The following is an 18649-nucleotide window of genomic DNA, read 5'->3' on the forward strand; positions in this document are numbered from 1 at the left end:
AGAACTTGGAGGCGAAAACCGCACAGCATTTAATCAAGGATTACATTGATTCAAACGCTGTGCTTCAAACAGATAAAAGTACCACCTTCTCAGACCTGAGTGATTGTATTGATGTTCATGTCAGAGAAATCTCTGGTACACAAGAAGGCAATTTTAACCTCAAATGGGTTCATATTGCCATCAGTAACTTAAAGAAACACCTGCAGACATACCATATGATCAGCGAACGAATGATGCAGAACTATCTGGATGAGTTTTGTTACAAGCTAAACAGAAGATACTTCGGTCAAAAACTCTTTGACAGACTCATTATTGCTTCAATTTACCCATACTGGCATGATTGCGGATAATCATAAAAAGGAATATGTGAATTCAATTTCATCCTTCTTTCCATTGAGTGAGGATGAGATTTTATTTTTTACTCAAGGCACATCAGGATATAAATTTATTCATTTAAAAGTTTCTTCTGGAGTGTTTGAATTCAAGGTTCCTATTGAAAAAGAGCTCCAAGGGTTGGATTTTGGAAATGATAAATCAATGTCAGTTTTTAATGATCGTGTAACTATTATTTATCCTGTTAGCCAGAAGTTGGAACGCTTTAATTTCTCTTTAGATATAATAGATGATGTCTTTTTGGATTTTGATCAGTTTTCCATTCTTGATTCTGAAGTAAAAGCTTTGCAAAATGATCAAAATAGAATGTTTGAAATGATTCAAAATGACGAAGAAAAAAAAGCTCATTCTTTTTCGGTTGTAGAAATTGAGGATTATTATTTTTTGGACTATTACTTAGGTTCGTTTCGGCAGGGTGATTTCATGAAAACGCTAATCAATAAGAGTACAGGAGAAAATTTGTCATGGAAGTCTTTAACAATCGATGGGGTAGAGGCTGACTTGAATCTACTTGGGACGAATGAGAAAAATGACTTCGTCTTTTTGTTCAACCCAGAAGAATTGGAAAAATTTACAAGTAGGCAGGTTGAATTACTTTCTGAGAGCTTAGGTATCTCAATAGATCAAAACCTCCCACTAATTTTGATAATGTCTCCCAAATAATAAATTGAAGCTTTAATTATTGGCTCTTTTCCAATCAATTCATCCACCGACTCATAAACTCCAAAAAAGCTTCTTTGTGATTGTCGCTGACACTTACCTGATGATTGCCGATATGGATGATGTTTTTCGAAACGGAGTCGATATGGTCCAAGGCCACAATGTAGGAGCGATGTACTCGCATAAATCGACTGGAGGGCAGGAGTTCTTCCATGCTTTTTAAGCTAGTCAGCGAAAGCAGGGGAGAGACTTTGGATTTGAGATGAATTTTCACATAATCCTTGTAGGCCTCGACATGGGTAATGTCGGAGAGCATGACCTTGACCAACTGATATTCTACTTTTAAAAAAATATAATCCGGCGCATTGGCAGCATCATTTTCAACTTCGTTTTTCTTCTCCTTTTGCCGTTCAAAATAATTATAAGCCTTGGTGGAGGCATTTAAAAATTCCTCATAACTGTAAGGCTTGAGAAGGTAATCCAAGGCATCCACTTTATAACCCTCTATGGCAAACTGATGATAGGCTGTCGCGAAAATAATCCGGGTTTGTTCAGCGTTTTTCTTTCCATCCAAGACCCGGGCAAGCTCCATTCCAGAAAGGTCGGGCATTTGGATGTCCATAAAAATCAATTGCACCTCATGCTGATTGATAAATCCCAAGGCTTCGATTGCACTGCTAAATTTTCCCACCAGATCCAAAAATGCAGTCTGCGCGATGTATTTGCATACCAAGTCTAGGGCTAATGGTTCGTCATCTACGGCAATGCATTTGAGCTTCATGAAAGATTCAGCGTAAGGTTAACATAATATTGGTTCTTACTTTCGTCTTTCCCAAATTTGAGCTTGTGTTTTTCAGGATAAAGTAGACTTAGTCTCCGCTGCGTATTAACTAGTCCTATACCACTTTCCTTAGCCTCAGGACTATCGGGATTGATAGGGAAAATAGTGTTTTTAGTCTCGAAGAAGACAGTGTCCCCCATCACCTCTAGTTTGATGTGGATTTCAGATTCTTTCTGGGAACTGATGCCGTGTTTAAAGCAATTTTCCAGAAAAGGAAGTATCAGCATAGGAGCGATACTTTGGTTGTTTTTAGGTTCGTCTATGTGTATGGACAGTTTCACTTTTTCGGTGAACCTCATTTTCATCAGCTCAATGTAATCTCTGATAAAATCTACCTCTTTGCTGAGTAGTGTGGTTTCTTTTTGATTTTCATAGAGCACATAGCGCATCATGCGAGAAAGCTTCAAAAGCGCTTCCTGAGCTTTTTTGATATCAAGATTGGTAAGTGAATAGATGTTATTTAAGGTATTGAAGAAAAAGTGGGGGTTGATCTGAGCCTTGAGATAAGAAAGCTCTGTATTGATTCGCTGCTTTTCCAGTTCCTGCCGATTCACTTCATCTTTTTGCCACTTTTGTACCAAAGCCAAAGAAGTACTGAGTCCTATAGATACGGTGTAAAGCAAAAGCTGAAAAACATCGCCGGGCAACCATCTTTTGTGAGGTACAAATGGTTTGTTAGGATTGAATACCTGATGCATAGCCCGTGGATATTGAATCAACTGCTCAAAGTACACAACCGCAAAGTAAAAAAGTACAGCTCCGATGAGCACCCACATGATGTAGAGGTAATTTTTACCCTTCAAAAGGATATTAGGAACGATTAGCTGTGCATTGGAGTAAAAGACAGCTACCAGAACTACGACCAAAAAGACCTGCTTCCACCAAAAGGCTAGGGGAAGCTCGATTTCTCCCATTCGCCAGGATAGAGGAGAGAGGAGCAATAGAACGATACAAAGCATGATCCATCCAAGGACGTGGACTACTATCGAAAGATTTTTTCTTGAGGTGATCGTGGGCATACGCTTGATTTACAGATGTAAACTAACACAAAGAATGTGCTTCTATCAAGATAAATCTACGAGTACCCTTGATTTGACTGCCAATTCCTGTTTTCATCAGACCAAATCAAGATTTTGCAGATTTCAGCTTTTGAAGGGGGATTTCAAGGGATTTGTCGATGAATCTAGGGTATTCGTCTATTAGAAAAAATAAGCTGAAACAAAGCCTCTTTCTTTGGGGTATCGATAGGGTGAATGCCCAACATATTTGAAAACAAACCCATGAAAAAACTACTCAATCTATTCATTTTAATTTTTGTGCTTACGGCTCCGATGGCCTTGGCTCAAGAGGAAGATCAGCCGGCACGTATCGTAGGCGTGGCTATGGATGCCAAGACAGGAGAGCCTGTAGGTTACGCCACAGCCGCTTTATATAAGAAAGGAGCTGACCTCAGCCTGGCAGGTGCTGTAGCAGATGGCGAAGGTAAATTCTTCATCACCGGTTTTGAGCCTGGAGAATACAAACTCGAACTCACCTTTTTGGGATACGAGACGTTGGTCGTAGATAATATAAAAATCACCTCAACCAAGGGCGACACCAATCTCGGTAACCTTCAAATGTCTGATGAAGGTCTGGCGCTGGAAGAAGTCACTGTACAAGGGCAGCGTGAACTCATCGAGGAGCGCGTAGATCGCACAATCTACAAAGCCGAAAATGATCGTACCACAGCTGGAGGCGATGCCACAGATGTGTTGAGAAGAGTTCCCATGCTTTCTGTAGATCTTGAAGGGAATGTATCCATGCGTGGAAGTAGTAACATCACCGTACTGATAGATAATCGGCCATCGGCAATCGCTGCAAGTAGTATCACCGATGCGCTTCGTCAAATTCCTGCTGATGAAATCAAAGAAGTGGAAGTAATTACTTCTCCTTCTGCTCGATTTGATGCGGAAGGGACCTCCGGTGTGATCAATATCGTAACCAAGAAAAACAACCTACAAGGAATGACCTTGAGCGTCAATAGCGGAGTGGGACTTCGAGGTTCAAACCTCGGTTTGAACGGAAGTGCACGTAAAGGAAAATTTGGATTTTCATTAGGCGGATTTGGTCGCTCTGGATACAATATTCTGGGAAGTTTTGACAATCAGCAGCAGCTCATCGATCCTAACGGAAACCGCTCAACCATTGCTCAATCTGCTGACACCGAGCGGAGAGATCTTTTTGGTAGATATAATTTTGGAGTGGATTATGAAATCGATAAGTTTAATTTCATTACCGGTGCAGTGAATTTTGGTATCAGAAACTCCAGAAACTGGCAGAATGATTTCTTGACACAGACATTTGTAAACGATGACTTAGTCAGAAGTGCTCTTCGTGAGACTAACACCCGAGACGAGTCCAATTCCATCGATGTCAGCTTAAACTACACCAAGACCTTTGAGAAGAAAGGAAAAGAAGTGAGCTTGTTGACTTTGTATAGCCGAAACAATCGAGAGAATTCTTTTGTCAACTCCTTGTTCAATGATGACTTGGAGACCATAGACTCACGATTGAGAAACGACAATCCCAGCCGTAACGAAGAATTTACTGTTCAGTTGGACTTTGTAAATCCCCTAGGTGAAAAAGGTGATCAAATCTTGGAATATGGTGCCAAGAACATCTTAAGAAAAGCGTACTCTGACTTTGCGTATTTTCAAGCAGAGGGAGCTGACGGACCTTATGTGGAGTTGTTGGATCCTACCCTGAGCAATGAGTTTAGCTATGATCAGAATGTAACGGCGGGATACTTATCTTATACCTTCACTTTCTTGGAAAATTACACCTTAAAGCCAGGAGTACGCTATGAGTATACGACGATTGCGGCGGACTTTAAGACAGAAAGAGAAGCAGATATTCCTAGCTACGGTACCCTTGTTCCGAGTTTTAATGCCAGCCGAAGACTAAAAAATGGTAATTTGATCAAGGCTGCTTACAACAGAAGAATTCAACGTCCTTCGCTTCGATTCTTGAATCCAAATATAGAAGCTTCCAATCCGCTTCAGATTTCTCAAGGTAACCCACTTTTGGATCCTGAGATGACTGATAATTATGAATTGGGTTACTCTACCTTTATCAAAGGAACGATGTTAAACTTCACAGGTTTCTATAGAAACACGACAGGTTCTATTCAGGCAGTGAGAAATGTGCTAGAGGATGGCATCATCTCTACTACTTTTGAGAATATCGGGCAGGAGCAAGCGATTGGTACTAATATCTTCGCCAATATCAATATTAACAATAAGTTTTCATTGAATGGTGGATTTGATCTTTACTACGCGATTTTGGACAATGGTCTAACTGACCCACTATTTGCTGCGCAAAATGAAGGCTGGGTAGTCAGTGGACGGATGTTTGGTAATTATACCTTGCCAAAGAATTGGCAAGTGCAGCTCTTCACCTTTGCGAGAGGTCGTAGAGTTCAGCTACAGGGAACTAGTGGCGGTTTTGCAGCCTATGGCTTGAGTATGAACAAGCAATTCAAAGAAAAAAGAGGAAGTATAGGGTTCGGAGTGGAAAACTTCCTAGCTAAAGAATTTATCATTCGAAATGAGACGGTCACTCCAACCATTATTCAGAACAGTACGAATGCGATTCGAAACATGAACTTCAAGATCAACTTTAGTTACCGAATCGGAAAGCTAAGCATGGATGATCGTCCTAGAAAGCGACGCTCTGTCACCAACGATGACTTGAAAGAAGGCGGCGGAGGCGGCATGGAAAACATGCAGAATAACCGTTAATATTTCTGAAAAAATAAAGGCGCTGGAAAAACCAGCGCCTTTTTATGAACCAAAACCATTGATTGATACTTTTTACAGTAAATAGATAGATTGGGTAACAAAAAACCCTGGCTTGATAAGTCAGGGCTTTTTTTGGTCTTGATTCTATTCTTTATATGTCACTTTTTTGATAGCAGCGACTGTTCTTTTCACATTTGGGATAGTAGCCTCGATGTAAGTCGGAGCGTAGCTTAGAGGCACATCCATGGAGTTGACTCTGATCACAGGCGCATCCAAATAGTCAAAGGCATAGCGCTGGAAATGATAAGTCAATTCGGATGATATTGCTGCCAATGGATTGGCTTCTTCGACGATGACTGCACGGTTAGTCTTTTTCAATGACTCCACACAGGTAGCGTAGTCGATAGGCCGAACAGTTCTCAAATCAATTACTTCACAGTCGACACCTTCTTTGGCCATTTCTTCGGCAGCTTCCAAGGCTACTTTCATCATTTTACCGAATGAGATCAAAGTGACATCTTTACCTTTTCGTTTGATATCTGCTACTCCGATAGGCAAGAGGTATTCAGACTCTGGTACTTCTCCTTTATCGCTGTACATCAGTTCGGATTCCATGAAAATTACTGGATCAGGATCTCTGATGGAGGCTTTGAGCAAGCCTTTGGCATCGTAAGGATTGGATGGAACGACAACCTTTAGACCTGGAGTATTGGCAAACCAGTTTTCAAAGTTGGAAGAGTGAGTCGCTCCCAATTGTCCGGCATTACCAGTCGGTCCTCGAAATACAATCGGAACAGAATAAGCCCCACCTGACATGGCTAGCATTTTAGCGGCAGAGTTGATGATCTGATCGATGGCGACTAGGGAAAAGTTGAAGGTCATAAATTCGATAATCGGAATCAATCCATTCATCGCTGCACCTACTCCAAGACCTGCAAAACCGAGCTCGGAGATCGGAGTGTCATACACTCGCTCCGGTCCAAACTCATCCAGCATTCCTTGGGATACTTTATAAGCTCCATTATATTCAGCTACTTCCTCACCCATCAAAAAGACATTGGGATCACGTCTCATTTCTTCAGACATGGCCTCTCTGAGGGCTTCTCGAAATTGTATTTCTCTCATTAGTTTAAGACAAAATTTTGGCTCGTAAAAATAGAAAGGAATCGGGCAATTGCAAAGCTCCTTGGATTGTTTATATGGGAGATGTTTAGCCTAGATAGACGGTTTTGGAATTGACAAACTCTAAAATACCATTTCGACTCAGCTCTCTACCATAGCCGGATTTCTTGATTCCTCCAAAAGGCAGGTGAGGGTGCGAGGCCACCATGGCATTGATAAACACGGCACCAGTTTCGATTTGATTGGCAAGTTTTTCTGCCTTTTCGATATCACTACTCCACAAAGAGGCCCCAAGACCAAACTCAGAGTCATTGGCCAATTGGAGGGCTTCCTCAATACTATTTACACGGAAAACAGAGGCTACAGGCCCAAATAGCTCTTCTTCATAAGCGGGACAACCTTCGGGGATATCAACCAATATGGTAGGTTCAAAAAAAGCGCTACCTTTTTCCGGCTTGTTGCCTCCGAGGTGAATTTTTGCGCCAGCTTTGACAGAATCTTGGATTTGTTCGTAGAGTTCCTCTGCCAAATCAGGTCTTGCCATAGAGCCATAGTCGCTGTCTTCCTCCATCGGATTGCCGAATTTGAGCGATTTGATATGTTCTGAGAATTTTTCTAGAAATTCATCATAAACCTTATCCATGACAATAAATCGTTTGGCAGCAATACAGCTTTGCCCAAAATTAATCATTCGCGCCTTAGCAGCGGTTTCGCTGGCTTTTTCCAGATCGGCGTCATCCAAAATGATAAATGGATCACTTCCGCCAAGTTCAAGGAGCGATTTTTTGATGTGTTGTCCTGCAGTAGAGGCGACTGCCGCTCCGGCTTTTTCGCTACCGGTCAATGTGACCGCTTGGATTCGTGGGTCGGAAATGATCTCATTGGTAGCTTCGGAGCCAATTAATAAGGTCTGAAAGATGCCGTCAGGAAAACCCGCCAAAGTAAATACTTCCTCTATCGCCAAAGCGCATTGGGGCACATTGGAAGCATGTTTAAGAAGTCCTGTATTTCCTGCCATCAGCGTCGGGGCTGCAAATCGAAATACTTGCCAAAAAGGAAAATTCCAAGGCATCACAGCCAATACTGCTCCGATGGGCTGATGGACAATTTTGGCCTTGGCCCCGTCCGGTAAAGTAAGGGACTCAGGCTGGAGAAACTCAGAGGCATTTTCCGCATAGTAATCACATACCCAAGCGCATTTTTCTATTTCTGCACGAGATTCGGTGATGACTTTTCCCATTTCTTGGGAAATGATTGTTGCAAAATAATCTTTCTTGTCTCTCAGTACTTTTGCCGCCTTTCGCATTAAATGGCCACGCTGCTCAAATGTGCTTGACTTCCAAGAGCTGTAGGCTTCATGGCTGAGACTGATTTTTGCTTCTAACTCGCGGTCTGAAAGCGTTTCGAATTCTTTTAAAAGTTTACCGGAAAAAGGGTTAATTGATTTGATTTTAGTCATTTTTGATAGGTTTTCCTTGTTCTTGCCAAGCAGTCAGACCTCCGTCAAGCATGTAGACTTTTTTGAAGCCTGCAGCTTTCATGGCGGCACCTGCTTTAGCTGTTCTTTTGCCTGTTCTACAATATAATAGGTAAGTTTTTGACTTATCCAACTGTTCTATTTTTTGGCTAAAGCTTTCGTCTAGAAAATCAATATTTCCTGCACCCGCTATTTGGCCTTCTGCGATTTCCTCAGGAGTACGGATGTCAAGCAGGACATTTTTCTTTTTGGATTTCATTTTGTCAAATTTTTCTACCGAGACCACTTTGGCCGAGTCGGCTTGAGCAAATGCTTGACTTCCTAATAAACTAGTCAATACGATAAAGGCGGAAAGGAAAATGAGTTTTTTCATGTGTTTATAATTGTTTTTAAATGGTCACTTGGAATCTTTGACGATTAAAATCATCATTGCCCTGTGTGTTTAATGATGATTTTAATCGTGTCGATTTCATGTTTTGTTTTTTGATTTGAGATGAATCCCTACATATTGAAGCAAAATTTAAAACCTTTCGTTTCAAATGGCTACTAAAATCGCGCTGATTTCTGATTCACACAGTTACATTGATCACAAAACGCTGGATTATCTTCAAGAGGTGGATGAAATTTGGCATGCGGGGGATATAGGGGATTTGAAAGTAATGGAGGCGCTACCGGTGGGTAAAAAAGTGAGAGCAGTTTTTGGCAATATAGATGATGCTGAAGCGCAAGAGAAATATCCGGAGTGGCAGGATTTTGAGTTGGAAAATATACGAATTTTGATGTGCCATATAGGCGGCAAACCACCACGCTATGCCAAAGGAGTCAAACCCAAAATCAAATCAGTAAAAGCTCAACTATTTATCTGTGGGCATTCTCACATCTGTAAGGTGGAGTATGACCCTGAACTCAATTGTCTCTACCTGAATCCCGGTGCGATTGGTCAGCAAGGCTTCCATCAAATGAGGACGCTCCTTCTTTTTGATTTGCATCAGGGTAAGGTGGTGGATCTACGTGTGGTGGAGTTGGGTAAAAGAGGGAAGCTTTAAAAAATTGGGCAAAAAAAAAGCGATCATTTGATCGCTAATTTTGATTTGAAGAGATTTATTTCTTCTCAAAAGACTTTTTCAATTCCTCAACATCCACGTTTTTGATCACTGGCTGAGCGCTCAATTGCTTGATTTTGATCACGCGGGTGTTCTGGCCTTGTCTTTTTCTTCTTAGTTTTCTTTTCAGAGTAGTAACTGCCATGACTATATGATTTAATGTTTTTGTTTCGAAACGGACTGCAAAGGTATGCAAACATTTTTTGTTTGCCTACATCAAAGCCTAAGAAATTCAATAGCTTTTACCGAAATGGACATGAATTCTTCATTTTTTCGGTAAATTTGAACTTTAATCACCAAAGAGAAATCCATGCAAAAACCGAGTTTGCCTAAAGGAACGCGAGATTTTGGTCCTGTACAGATGGCGAGAAGAAATTTTATTCTAGAAACTATCAAAGACACCTTTCAGCTTTTTGGCTATCAGCAAATAGAAACTCCGGCTATGGAGAATTTGAGTACGCTGACTGGAAAGTATGGGGATGAAGGAGATCAGCTTTTGTTCAAAATCCTGAACTCAGGGGATTTTTTGAAAAAAGTAGACCTAAATGATCTCAGTGAAGGTGCTGCCGCTACTCTGCCTAAAGTCGCAGAAAAAGGCCTAAGGTATGACTTGACGGTACCCTTTGCCCGATACGTGGTCATGAACAGAAATGAACTTACTTTTCCCTTTAAGCGATACCAAATCCAGCCGGTATGGAGGGCAGATCGACCACAGAAGGGACGATATAGAGAGTTTTATCAATGTGATGCGGATGTAGTAGGCACCGATAGCTTGGTCTGTGAGGCGGAAATTATTTTGATGATCCGAAGGGTTTTTGCCGGATTGGGCATCCAAGACTACAAGGTAAAAATCAACAATCGAAAAATCCTTACCGGAATAGCAGAGGTGATTGGCGAATCAGGCAAGGAAGGACCGCTCTGTGTGGCGATAGATAAGTTGGATAAAATCGGCTGGGAAAAAGTAAAAGAAGAACTCACAGATCGAGGTTTTGCCGAAAATGCTATTTCAAAACTTTCTCCACTCGTTTCGGCTGCAAATGAGTCAAGCGAACCTTTAAGTTTTTTGAAATCTTTCCTAGCTGCGTCGGAAATAGGGATGCAGGGTGTCAGAGAGTTAGAAGAGGTTTTTGAAATCATGCAAAGCATGGGGGAAGACCTCTCACATGTGGAGCCTGATATGGTATTGGCCCGCGGGCTTTCGTACTATACAGGAGCGATATTTGAAGTGAAAGTAAATCAAGTATCAATCGGTTCTGTAAGCGGAGGAGGTAGATACGATAACTTGACAGGGGTATTTGGACTTACTGGGGTTTCGGGAGTAGGCTTTTCCTTTGGAGTGGATAGGATATACGATGTGATGGAGGAGTTGAATTTATTTCATGAGGAGGATAGCCAAGGTACGCAGCTGCTATTGGCTTATTTTGATGAGAAAAGTTTCAGCTATGCCCTGAAAGTCTTGACCCAATTCAGAAAGGCAGGGGTACGGTCGGAAATTTACCCTGACCAAGCCAAAATGAAAAAGCAACTAGACTATGCCAGCAAAAAAGGAATCCCCTATGTGGGGATTTGTGGGGATGAAGAAATAAAGTCTGAGACCATAGCCTTGAAGAATTTGCTGACAGGAAATCAGGAAAGCCTTCCTATTTATGAGGTGATTTCCCGATTTACTGCGGTCAATTGATCTGAAGAATGGAATGAATAGGGATGGTGATGCCGCCTTTGAGTAAAATGAATTGGCTACCTACAGCCCAGACCGTGGTGCGAACTTCATAAATTTGCTCGTCTGAGGACTGGAAAGTGATCCGGACTTTAGTCTGAAGTAGGTTCCCGAGAGTTTGAGACCTTTCCAATTCAAAAAGACGCATTCTGATATCTTCAGGAGACTGCAACACTTCTCTTGCTCCAAAACGTAAATTAGGAATGAATTCCTTTTCGATTTTAATGGTTGTTTGCATTGGTATTGATGTTGGGTTCAGTCTATCTAACTGAATAAATTTCATAAAAGTTACAAAAAATTACCTTATAGATTGTATAACTTAATCTTCACGAAATAATATTTGGTAAATTGCTTTAATTAAGCTTAATCATAAAAAAGAGAAAATATGTTCGACTTCATGAATATGATGAACAAGGTCAAAGAAGCGCAGGGAAAAATCAAAGAAGCCCAAGCTAAGCTTGTTCATCTCACTGCCGAAGGTGAATCCGGGGCAGGGCTGGTAAAAGTGACCGTAAACGGCGAAAGAAAAGTATTGAAAATAGAAATGGACGAATCCCTCTTGAGTCCATCTGATAAGGAGATGCTTAGTGATTTGGTGGTAGCGGCCACTAATATTGCGATGGAAGCCATAGATGTCAAAATCAAAGCAGCAATGAAATCAGCCACCGAAGGCATGATGCCCAATATCCCCGGTATGGACTTGGGAAGTATGTTTGGATGAAAACCTGCGCAATAGTCATTCTCAATTACAATGGGAAGGAAATGCTCCGCCGTTTCCTACCTTCAATTTGTCAGCATTCCAGCTTTGACATTTGGGTGATTGACAATGCCAGTGAGGATGACTCTATTGCTATTTTGACTCGTGACTTTACTCAGGTAAAACTGATTCAGCTTTCCGAAAATTTCGGCTATGCAGGAGGTTATAATTGGGGACTGCATCAGTTGAAAGATCAATACGAGTTTTATCTACTCGTTAATTCAGACGTCGAAGTCACTTCGGGTTGGGACTCAAGTTTGATTGACTTCCTCTATCAAAACTCAGATTATGCGGCGGTTCAGCCAAAGATCTTGTCTGCGCTTCATCGAGATTTTTTTGACTATGCCGGAGGAGCGGGTGGATTTCTGGATTCCCTTTACTATCCCTACTGTAGGGGTAGAATCTGGAACGAAATTGAGCAAGACCAAGGGCAATATGATGATAGCCTTGAGGTAGACTGGGCTTCAGGTGCCTGTTTTGCATTGCGTGCGAAATCATTTCACGAAATAGGAGGCTTTGATGCTCATTTTTTTGCTCACATGGAGGAGATTGACCTATGTCTACGCTGGAGAAGAATAGGCTGGAAAATAGGTTTCACAGCCGAGTCTACAGTTTTTCATTTGGGAGGGGCGACATTGGATCGAGCTAGTCCAAAGAAACTGTATCTGAATATCAGAAACAGTCTCAGCATGATTTATAAAAATGAAAAAACAGTAAAGTTCTGGTTAATTTTTATAGCAAAAGCAGGAATGGAGTTTGCAGCAGTTTTGGGATATCTTTTCTCTGGGAAAGTAGAATTGTCAAAAGCTGTATTCAGTGGGTATCGGGACTTTCTTACATCCCGAAATTTGATAGAGAAGACAATTTCCTCAGAATCAATACCCAAAAAAAAAGGTCCTGTGGACCTGATATTTTGGAATTTTATGATTTTGGGAAAGAAATATTTCCATGAACTTTAATCAAAAAGGACAGGATTATTCATCTTTCGGAAATACTTGCGGATTTTCATCATCATGGCCATGGACACATACATGATCACAGGAGAACCCAAGGTGATGAATGAAGCATAAATGAAAAACAGACGGATGCTGTCGATGGGGAAGTTAAATTTTTCCCCTAGTCTAGAACAAACACCGAAAGCCCGCTCTTCGAAAAACAATTTTAATTTCTGCATGATATTCAGTGGTTTAGTTGCTGCAAATATATTAAAAATCAATTTAGAAATAAGTAAGCAAAATGTCTGCCCCTTTGTTTTCTCCAAAAGTTAATTTTCTTCTTTTTTTTATTTTTCTCCAAATGATCGCTACAGGAGTGGCACAAGAGTATCGTTTTTTGGATGAGGTAAGCCTCAAGCCGGATAAGTTATCTTATTTCAGGGATTCTATCCAATTTTCGGTAGAGGGGAAAATCCCCATTGAGTCGGTGGTGACCCCCAGAAATCCGGAGTTGAAATTAATGATTGTTGCTGGAGATAGGCAATTAGATTTGGGGAGCATTGAATTGAAGAAAAATATTGCTGATTATTCTTACAAGCACGAATACAAGATCGCCTTCGAAATATGGATGGAGTCGGCCCAGCTTAGATTGGATTTTTATCAAGGAAAAAGAAACGCGGATAAGGCATTTGAATCCAGGATTTTAGCCAAAGGGGTCATCACCACGCCGTTTTTGGCAAAGATCGGTAAAGCAAGCCCCGGAGAATCCATCCCTGTAGTGGGCCTTATGATTCCATCGGGCACTCAAGAGCAAGGGATCAGTCGTACTTTTGAGGCGGCTGTGCAATTTGCTCCGGGTAGTGCTGATTTCAGATCTAACTCCGCTAATGAAACTGTTTTTAAAACGCTTCGTCAATTTTTGGTGGCACATCCGTTCGTTGAGTCCATCAAAGTCACAGGCCTACAATCCCCCGAGGCTGCTGAGGGTAGAAACAGCAAACTTGGGATGGATAGAGCGGAAGCTGTACGTGAAGAATTGATCTCCAGAAAAGTTTTTTTGAAGGATTCATTGATCCAAACTACAGCAAGGTGGAATGATTGGTTTGATTTCCGACTGCTATTGAGAGAGTATTCAGGGCTTAATTCAGCCCAAAAGGAGCGTTACTATTCAGTCTTATTGGATGGGACGGATTTTTTGGATCAGCAGGTGAAGCTCAAGCAGATTTCAGGTTTTGAGTCAGTAGCAAGAAATCTTTTTCCAAAATTGAGGTCGGCAAAAATTGAAGTGATCGCCAGGTCGGGAAGTGGTTTGTCTCAATCCGATTTCAATTTGCTACAAACAGAATTGCAATCTTCTTCTTCCCAATCTAGCCTTTCCTATAAAGACTGGACAATAGCTGCTGAGGGAGCTTCAAGACTGGCAGATAAAGCAGAGATTTATGCTAAGATGACAGAATTGTTTGGGGAAGCTTTGCCCTATAATAACTTGGCTGTCATTCGTATGAGAGAAGCTCAGCAAACCTTAGACCGGGATACACAGGAGAAACTTTGGGACGAAGCAGAGTGGCTACTCAATAGGGCGATCAGAATTGAGAAAAACCCTTATTCGTTGCATAATTTAGGTCAGATTTTTACCCTGAGAGGAGCGTATTGGGAGGCTTATAAGTTGCTTTCCGATGCATCTGTAATGACTAGGAATGCTGATTTTTTGATGCAGAATGAAAGTCTGAGAGGAGCCTTGGATATTTTGAGAGGGGATTACAAGTTGGCAACCTTACGATTTGATTACCCTTTTACATCCCCTTCACAGTTTTTTAATAAGGGCTTGGCTTACCTCTTGGCAGATGATTATGGCAATGCTTCGATTGCTTTTGAGGAGTCCATTATCAAAGACAGGTCCTACGGCTATGGCTATTACGGTCTGGCACTTATTGCGATAAACAGTGGGCAGAAGGAGGTTGCATTGATTCATTTGGAGAGAGCGATTCAGGCAAATGAAGAGATTTTTCAAAGGGTGTTAATTGACCCGAGCTTTGATGAAATAAGGGAGGAGCCGGAATTTTTTAGAATTCTCAAAAAATAATTGATAAAAAAGGAATTTGAAGAAATTTTGAAATAAGGGTCAAGAAATAGGTAATTTTTTCGAGAAATGCTCATTTTTAAGTATTTCTGGTTTTGATTCACTCGAAAATGCTTTACATTAGATGGTGAAACAAGAAGTGTTAGAAAGATTCATGCTGTAAACTAATTGCTTTACCAAATTTTATTTCCGCTAAGGAATTTGAATTTTGTTTTAGAATCTTTAACATTGACGATTATGTTGTACAATAAAACCCAAAATACTGCCTATGACCTATTACTCCTAGCAAAACTTCCGCCTCTCTCGTGGCATCGCTAGATGCACTCAAACCTATAGGATTTCATCCTTTTGCAGGTATTCGTACCGTGGTATAATCGCAATAGACCTTCGGAAAGTCCGGAGAACCTTCTATTGCAATTATTTTGAGAATAATCGCAAACGATTGCATATCAATTAACAACAAGTATTTGAGATTAATCTTGTTACCCAATCTATCTATGTTTATGAAAAATCTTTACAAAATTCTAAGTGCTGCATTTTTGCTCTTAGTAATAACCAGTTCGGCAGTCATGGCGCAGCGCGTAGTGACAGGTACCGTTCTGGATGAATTTGATACAGGTCTACCGGGAGTATCGGTCCTCGTGAAAGGGACGACCAACGGTACGGCTACAGATATCGATGGGAAATTTTCCCTAAATGTACCCAACAACGATGCGGTGTTGGTTTTCTCTTTCATCGGTTATCAAAGAATCGAGCAAGTAGTAGGAAACCGTAGCGTCATCGATGTGAAATTAGCACCAGATGAGCAAACCTTGACCGAATTGGTCGTGACAGGTTATACCATCGATAGCCGTAGAGAAACTACCGGTGCTATTGCGACAGTGGATCCCAAAGATCTGACTGTAATCCCTACTGGTAACGTAGAGCAGACCTTACAAGGTCGTGTTTCCGGTGTTACGGTAATTACCAATGGTCAGCCCGGTACTTCCTCTATCATCCGAGTTCGTGGTTTTGGTTCCTTCGGTGGAAACGAGCCATTATACATCGTCGACGGTGTACCAGTGACCAGTACTGATTTCTTGAATCCTGATGACATTGAGTCTACCACGGTATTGAAAGATGCTGCTGCAGCTTCTCTTTACGGTGCTAGAGCATCAAATGGTGTAATTATTTACACTACTAAAAAGGGAAGACGCTCCAATGAAAAAATCCGAGTGGATTATAACGGAATGTATGGAGCAACAAATCCAGGTGTAGGCTTGGATATGATGAATCCTGCTGATTTTGCTCAATACACTTGGTTGGCAGAAAGAAATCAAGCTTTGATCGATGGCGATGATCCAGTGTATGAGCATGATCATTTTGGAACAGGTAATTCTCCTGTTTTACCCTATTATTTAAGTGTAATTCGTCAAAATTCAGATGGGACTCTCCAAAATGTTCCTGGACAGCCAGGCCCACTTTCTGCAACTGAGCTTGCTCAGCAAGAAGCTTGGTATAATGTTGATCCAAACGCAGGTCCTGTTCTCCAGCTGATCAGAGCAGCCACCGGCGAAGGTACAGACTGGTACGATGCGATCACACGCACAGCCCCTCTTCACAGACACTCTATTGGTTTGAATGGTGGATCTGAAACGAGTAGATTCTTTATCGGATTGGGTTACCAAGATCAGGCTGGTATTTTGTTGAATAATAACTTCAAAAGAATTTCACTGAGAGCAAACTCTGAGTTTGATGTGACTAACCGTATCAGAATCGGTGAAAACTTCCAAGCTACTTACCGTCAAGTCTTAGGACAGTCCGGTGGTGCAGGAGGTAGAGGTATTGCCTTGGATGAAAATGATATCTTGAGTGCCTTCCGTATGCCATCCATCATCCCGGTAAGAGATGAATTTGGTGGATATGCAGGTACTGCTGTAGGAGACTTCAATAATCCGCGAAACCCGGTAGCAAGCCGAGAAGGCCAAGCCAATAACAGAAACTTTAATGCCAATATTTTCGGTAATGTTTATGCTGAAATCGATTTGATTGATGACTTGACTTTCCGTACTTCTATTGGTGGTCGTTACAATAATTACTACTTCTGGGGATATAACAGAAGACAGTATGAGAACTCAGAAAATAACTCTGCCTTCGGATATGATGAAGGTTCAGGCTTTGATTTTGGATGGACTTTCACTAATACTTTAGCCTGGAAGAAAACTTTCGATAAGCATGCTTTTGATGTAATTGTAGGTCAGGAAGCCTTGAATACTGGTGCAGGAAGAAATATGTCAGCTGTAGGGCAGAACCCGTTCTCTCAAGATCCAGACTTTATTACTATTACTAATCTTCCAGTGAGTACAAGAATTGTCAACTCTAGTTTATTTAGAGGGGTTAACTTCTCCTCTTACTTCGGACGTTTGAACTATACCTACAATGACAAATATCTCTTCAGTGCGGTAGTAAGACGTGATGGTTCCTCTGTATTTGGTACAAATTCCAGATTTGGTACTTTCCCTGCCTTCTCTGCAGCATGGAGAATTTCTTCTGAGCCATTTATGCAGACGGCTTCTTGGATTGATGACTTGAAGATCCGTGGTGGATGGGGACAAATGGGTAACTCTAACCCAGTACCTGCAACGAACCAGTTCTCTACTTTTGGTGGAGATATCGGAGCATCATCTTATGATATCACAGGTTCGAACTCATCCGCAGTAATTGGATTTAGAAGAACTCGTATCGGTAACCCGAATACGCAGTGGGAAACTGCAGTTACACAGAACGTAGGTTTTGATGGTACTTTCTACAACGGTCGCTTAGATGTAATCTTTGATTGGTGGAAAAAAGACACCAAGGACTTGTTATTCCAATTGCCAATTCCTCAGACTGCAGGTAGCAATGCTACTCCTCCTTTCATCAACATTGGTGAGATGTCAAACAGCGGTCTTGACTTATTGGTGACTACCAGAGGTAACCTTTCTTCACAATTCACTTATGAATTGACAGTAACTGGATCAACTCTGAAAAACGAGATCGTTTCATTGGCGCCTGGATTGGATTTCATTACTTCGATCAACCCATCGTTTAGAGGTATTCAGCCGATCAGAAACCAAGTTGGTCAATCGCTTTCTGCCTTCTTCGGATACAAGCAGATCGGACTATTCCAAAGTGCTGAAGATGTAGCTTCTTCTCCTACTCAGCAAGGTGCAGCTCCAGGACGTTTGAAGTTTGAGGATGTCAATGGCGACGGGGAAATTACTCCTGATGATCGTACGTTCTTGGGTTCTCCAGTTCCTGATTTTACAGGAGGTCTAAACTTCTCTGTGGGGTACAAAGGATTTGATATTGCAGCTTACTTCTACGCTTCTGTAGGAAATGAAGTATGGAACCAGTCTCGTTGGTTTACTGACTTCTTCCAGACCTTTGAAGGTGCTGCGATTTCTGAGCGTTTGAAAAACTCTTGGACTCCAGAGAATCCAAATGCTACGGTGCCAATCGTAGAAAGAACCACCAACTTCTCTACCTCAGAGCAAGCTAACTCGTACTATATCGAAGATGGTTCTTACCTAAGACTACAAAACGTAACGATTGGTTATACGCTTCCTCCTAATTTGTTGGAGAAGTACAATTTGCAGAGAGCTAGAATCTTCGCAGGTGCAAACAACCTATTCACTTTGACAGGTTACACAGGATTGGATCCTGCAGTAGGTGGATCGGCTGATACTACTTTCGGTATCGACATCGGAAACTATCCAGTGACGAGAGGTTATACCTTTGGTGTGAACTTAAGTTTCTAATAGTTA

The 18649-nt window shown here is 41.4% G+C and carries 17 protein-coding genes; 9 read left to right on the forward strand and 8 right to left on the reverse strand.

Going from position 1 to position 18649, the window contains the following annotated elements:
- Together BLQ57_RS14500 and BLQ57_RS14505 are read left to right on the forward strand one after the other, a co-directional pair.
- Window positions 1-350 (forward strand): IS1595 family transposase (locus BLQ57_RS14500; protein ID WP_139162639.1); only part of this gene is annotated, 350 nt, incomplete at its 5' end.
- Entirely contained in the window at window positions 313-1056 is a 744-nt protein-coding gene (locus BLQ57_RS14505) for a hypothetical protein (protein WP_139162746.1), read from the forward strand. The genes BLQ57_RS14500 and BLQ57_RS14505, both read left to right, overlap by 38 nt.
- 34 nt (window positions 1057-1090) lie before the next feature.
- Here the strand turns inward: BLQ57_RS14505 and BLQ57_RS14510 are convergent, their stop codons facing one another.
- Both BLQ57_RS14510 and BLQ57_RS14515 read right to left on the reverse strand, forming a co-directional pair.
- The gene (locus BLQ57_RS14510; RefSeq protein ID WP_087940187.1) at window positions 1091-1834 is read right to left on the reverse strand and encodes a LytR/AlgR family response regulator transcription factor; all 744 of its coding nucleotides are present in this window, start codon (window positions 1832-1834) and stop codon (window positions 1091-1093) included.
- Window positions 1831-2913 carry a sensor histidine kinase gene (locus BLQ57_RS14515; protein ID WP_240507832.1) on the reverse strand — a complete coding sequence of 361 codons (1083 nt, stop codon included), beginning with the start codon at window positions 2911-2913 and terminating at the stop codon, window positions 1831-1833. Before BLQ57_RS14515 ends, BLQ57_RS14510 begins: the two co-directional genes overlap by 4 nt.
- Window positions 2914-3174: 261 nt before the next feature.
- Here BLQ57_RS14515 and BLQ57_RS14520 point away from each other — a divergent pair, with 261 nt between their 5' ends.
- Window positions 3175-5673: a TonB-dependent receptor domain-containing protein gene (locus BLQ57_RS14520; RefSeq protein WP_087940231.1), complete on the forward strand. Its 2499-nt coding sequence runs from the start codon at window positions 3175-3177 to the stop codon at window positions 5671-5673.
- Window positions 5674-5817: 144 nt separating this feature from the next.
- Here BLQ57_RS14520 and BLQ57_RS14525 read toward each other — a convergent pair whose 3' ends face one another.
- From BLQ57_RS14525 to BLQ57_RS14535, 3 genes are all read right to left on the reverse strand, one after another.
- A complete protein-coding gene (locus BLQ57_RS14525; RefSeq protein ID WP_087940188.1) occupies window positions 5818-6798 on the reverse strand; it encodes a pyruvate dehydrogenase complex E1 component subunit beta in 981 nt (326 codons plus the stop codon).
- 85 nt (window positions 6799-6883) lie between these two features.
- Window positions 6884-8254 (reverse strand): NAD-dependent succinate-semialdehyde dehydrogenase, encoded by a 1371-nt coding sequence (locus tag BLQ57_RS14530; protein WP_175444675.1) that lies wholly within the window; start codon window positions 8252-8254, stop codon window positions 6884-6886.
- Window positions 8247-8645, reverse strand: a complete 399-nt coding sequence (locus tag BLQ57_RS14535; protein ID WP_087940189.1) for a rhodanese-like domain-containing protein — start codon at window positions 8643-8645, stop codon at window positions 8247-8249. Before BLQ57_RS14535 ends, BLQ57_RS14530 begins: the two co-directional genes overlap by 8 nt.
- Window positions 8646-8811: 166 nt before the next feature.
- Between BLQ57_RS14535 and BLQ57_RS14540 the strand changes: the two genes are divergently transcribed.
- Window positions 8812-9318, forward strand: a complete 507-nt coding sequence (locus tag BLQ57_RS14540) for a metallophosphoesterase family protein (protein WP_087940190.1) — start codon at window positions 8812-8814, stop codon at window positions 9316-9318.
- A 55-nt stretch (window positions 9319-9373) separates the two neighbouring features.
- Here BLQ57_RS14540 and BLQ57_RS21200 read toward each other — a convergent pair whose 3' ends face one another.
- A complete protein-coding gene (locus BLQ57_RS21200; protein ID WP_169712767.1) occupies window positions 9374-9520 on the reverse strand; it encodes a hypothetical protein in 147 nt (48 codons plus the stop codon).
- A 165-nt stretch (window positions 9521-9685) separates the two neighbouring features.
- Between BLQ57_RS21200 and hisS the strand changes: the two genes are divergently transcribed.
- Complete coding sequence (gene hisS, locus BLQ57_RS14550; protein WP_087940192.1) at window positions 9686-11056, forward strand: histidine--tRNA ligase; 1371 nt, start codon at window positions 9686-9688, stop codon at window positions 11054-11056.
- Here hisS and BLQ57_RS14555 read toward each other — a convergent pair.
- Window positions 11049-11330 (reverse strand): hypothetical protein, encoded by a 282-nt coding sequence (locus tag BLQ57_RS14555; RefSeq protein ID WP_087940193.1) that lies wholly within the window; start codon window positions 11328-11330, stop codon window positions 11049-11051. The two genes, hisS and BLQ57_RS14555, sit on opposite strands and share 8 nt — an antisense overlap.
- A 147-nt stretch (window positions 11331-11477) precedes the next feature.
- Here BLQ57_RS14555 and BLQ57_RS14560 point away from each other — a divergent pair, with 147 nt between their 5' ends.
- Together BLQ57_RS14560 and BLQ57_RS14565 are read left to right on the forward strand one after the other, a co-directional pair.
- Window positions 11478-11813 (forward strand): YbaB/EbfC family nucleoid-associated protein, encoded by a 336-nt coding sequence (locus BLQ57_RS14560; protein ID WP_087940194.1) that lies wholly within the window; start codon window positions 11478-11480, stop codon window positions 11811-11813.
- Complete coding sequence (locus BLQ57_RS14565; protein WP_087940195.1) at window positions 11810-12808, forward strand: glycosyltransferase family 2 protein; 999 nt, start codon at window positions 11810-11812, stop codon at window positions 12806-12808. The genes BLQ57_RS14560 and BLQ57_RS14565 overlap by 4 nt, the downstream gene beginning before the upstream one ends.
- On the opposite strand, the gene BLQ57_RS14570 is transcribed toward BLQ57_RS14565, so the two are convergent.
- Window positions 12805-13023 carry a PspC domain-containing protein gene (locus BLQ57_RS14570; protein WP_087940196.1) on the reverse strand — a complete coding sequence of 73 codons (219 nt, stop codon included), beginning with the start codon at window positions 13021-13023 and terminating at the stop codon, window positions 12805-12807. The two genes, BLQ57_RS14565 and BLQ57_RS14570, sit on opposite strands and share 4 nt — an antisense overlap.
- Window positions 13024-13145: 122 nt before the next feature.
- Here BLQ57_RS14570 and BLQ57_RS14575 point away from each other — a divergent pair, with 122 nt between their 5' ends.
- Both BLQ57_RS14575 and BLQ57_RS14580 read left to right on the forward strand, forming a co-directional pair.
- Window positions 13146-14867, forward strand: a complete 1722-nt coding sequence (locus BLQ57_RS14575; RefSeq protein ID WP_139162747.1) for a TPR end-of-group domain-containing protein — start codon at window positions 13146-13148, stop codon at window positions 14865-14867.
- A gap of 494 nt (window positions 14868-15361) precedes the next feature.
- Window positions 15362-18643 carry a SusC/RagA family TonB-linked outer membrane protein gene (locus BLQ57_RS14580; protein WP_087940198.1) on the forward strand — a complete coding sequence of 1094 codons (3282 nt, stop codon included), beginning with the start codon at window positions 15362-15364 and terminating at the stop codon, window positions 18641-18643.
- Window positions 18644-18649: the final 6 nt, after the last annotated feature.

The organism is Algoriphagus faecimaris (genome assembly GCF_900101705.1).
Classification (GTDB): Bacteria; Bacteroidota; Bacteroidia; order Cytophagales; family Cyclobacteriaceae; genus Algoriphagus; species Algoriphagus faecimaris.

Coding starts and splice junctions, on each gene's coding strand:
- BLQ57_RS14510 (WP_087940187.1), bottom strand. CDS start 1,834: ATGAAGCTCAAATGCATTGCCGTAGATGACGAACCATTAGCCCTAGAC.
- BLQ57_RS14515 (WP_240507832.1), bottom strand. CDS start 2,913: ATGCCCACGATCACCTCAAGAAAAAATCTTTCGATAGTAGTCCACGTC.
- BLQ57_RS14520 (WP_087940231.1), top strand. CDS start 3,175: ATGAAAAAACTACTCAATCTATTCATTTTAATTTTTGTGCTTACGGCT.
- BLQ57_RS14525 (WP_087940188.1), bottom strand. CDS start 6,798: ATGAGAGAAATACAATTTCGAGAAGCCCTCAGAGAGGCCATGTCTGAA.
- BLQ57_RS14530 (WP_175444675.1), bottom strand. CDS start 8,254: ATGACTAAAATCAAATCAATTAACCCTTTTTCCGGTAAACTTTTAAAA.
- BLQ57_RS14535 (WP_087940189.1), bottom strand. CDS start 8,645: ATGAAAAAACTCATTTTCCTTTCCGCCTTTATCGTATTGACTAGTTTA.
- BLQ57_RS14540 (WP_087940190.1), top strand. CDS start 8,812: ATGGCTACTAAAATCGCGCTGATTTCTGATTCACACAGTTACATTGAT.
- BLQ57_RS21200 (WP_169712767.1), bottom strand. CDS start 9,520: ATGGCAGTTACTACTCTGAAAAGAAAACTAAGAAGAAAAAGACAAGGC.
- hisS (WP_087940192.1), top strand. CDS start 9,686: ATGCAAAAACCGAGTTTGCCTAAAGGAACGCGAGATTTTGGTCCTGTA.
- BLQ57_RS14555 (WP_087940193.1), bottom strand. CDS start 11,330: ATGCAAACAACCATTAAAATCGAAAAGGAATTCATTCCTAATTTACGT.
- BLQ57_RS14560 (WP_087940194.1), top strand. CDS start 11,478: ATGTTCGACTTCATGAATATGATGAACAAGGTCAAAGAAGCGCAGGGA.
- BLQ57_RS14565 (WP_087940195.1), top strand. CDS start 11,810: ATGAAAACCTGCGCAATAGTCATTCTCAATTACAATGGGAAGGAAATG.
- BLQ57_RS14570 (WP_087940196.1), bottom strand. CDS start 13,023: ATGCAGAAATTAAAATTGTTTTTCGAAGAGCGGGCTTTCGGTGTTTGT.
- BLQ57_RS14575 (WP_139162747.1), top strand. CDS start 13,146: ATGATCGCTACAGGAGTGGCACAAGAGTATCGTTTTTTGGATGAGGTA.
- BLQ57_RS14580 (WP_087940198.1), top strand. CDS start 15,362: ATGTTTATGAAAAATCTTTACAAAATTCTAAGTGCTGCATTTTTGCTC.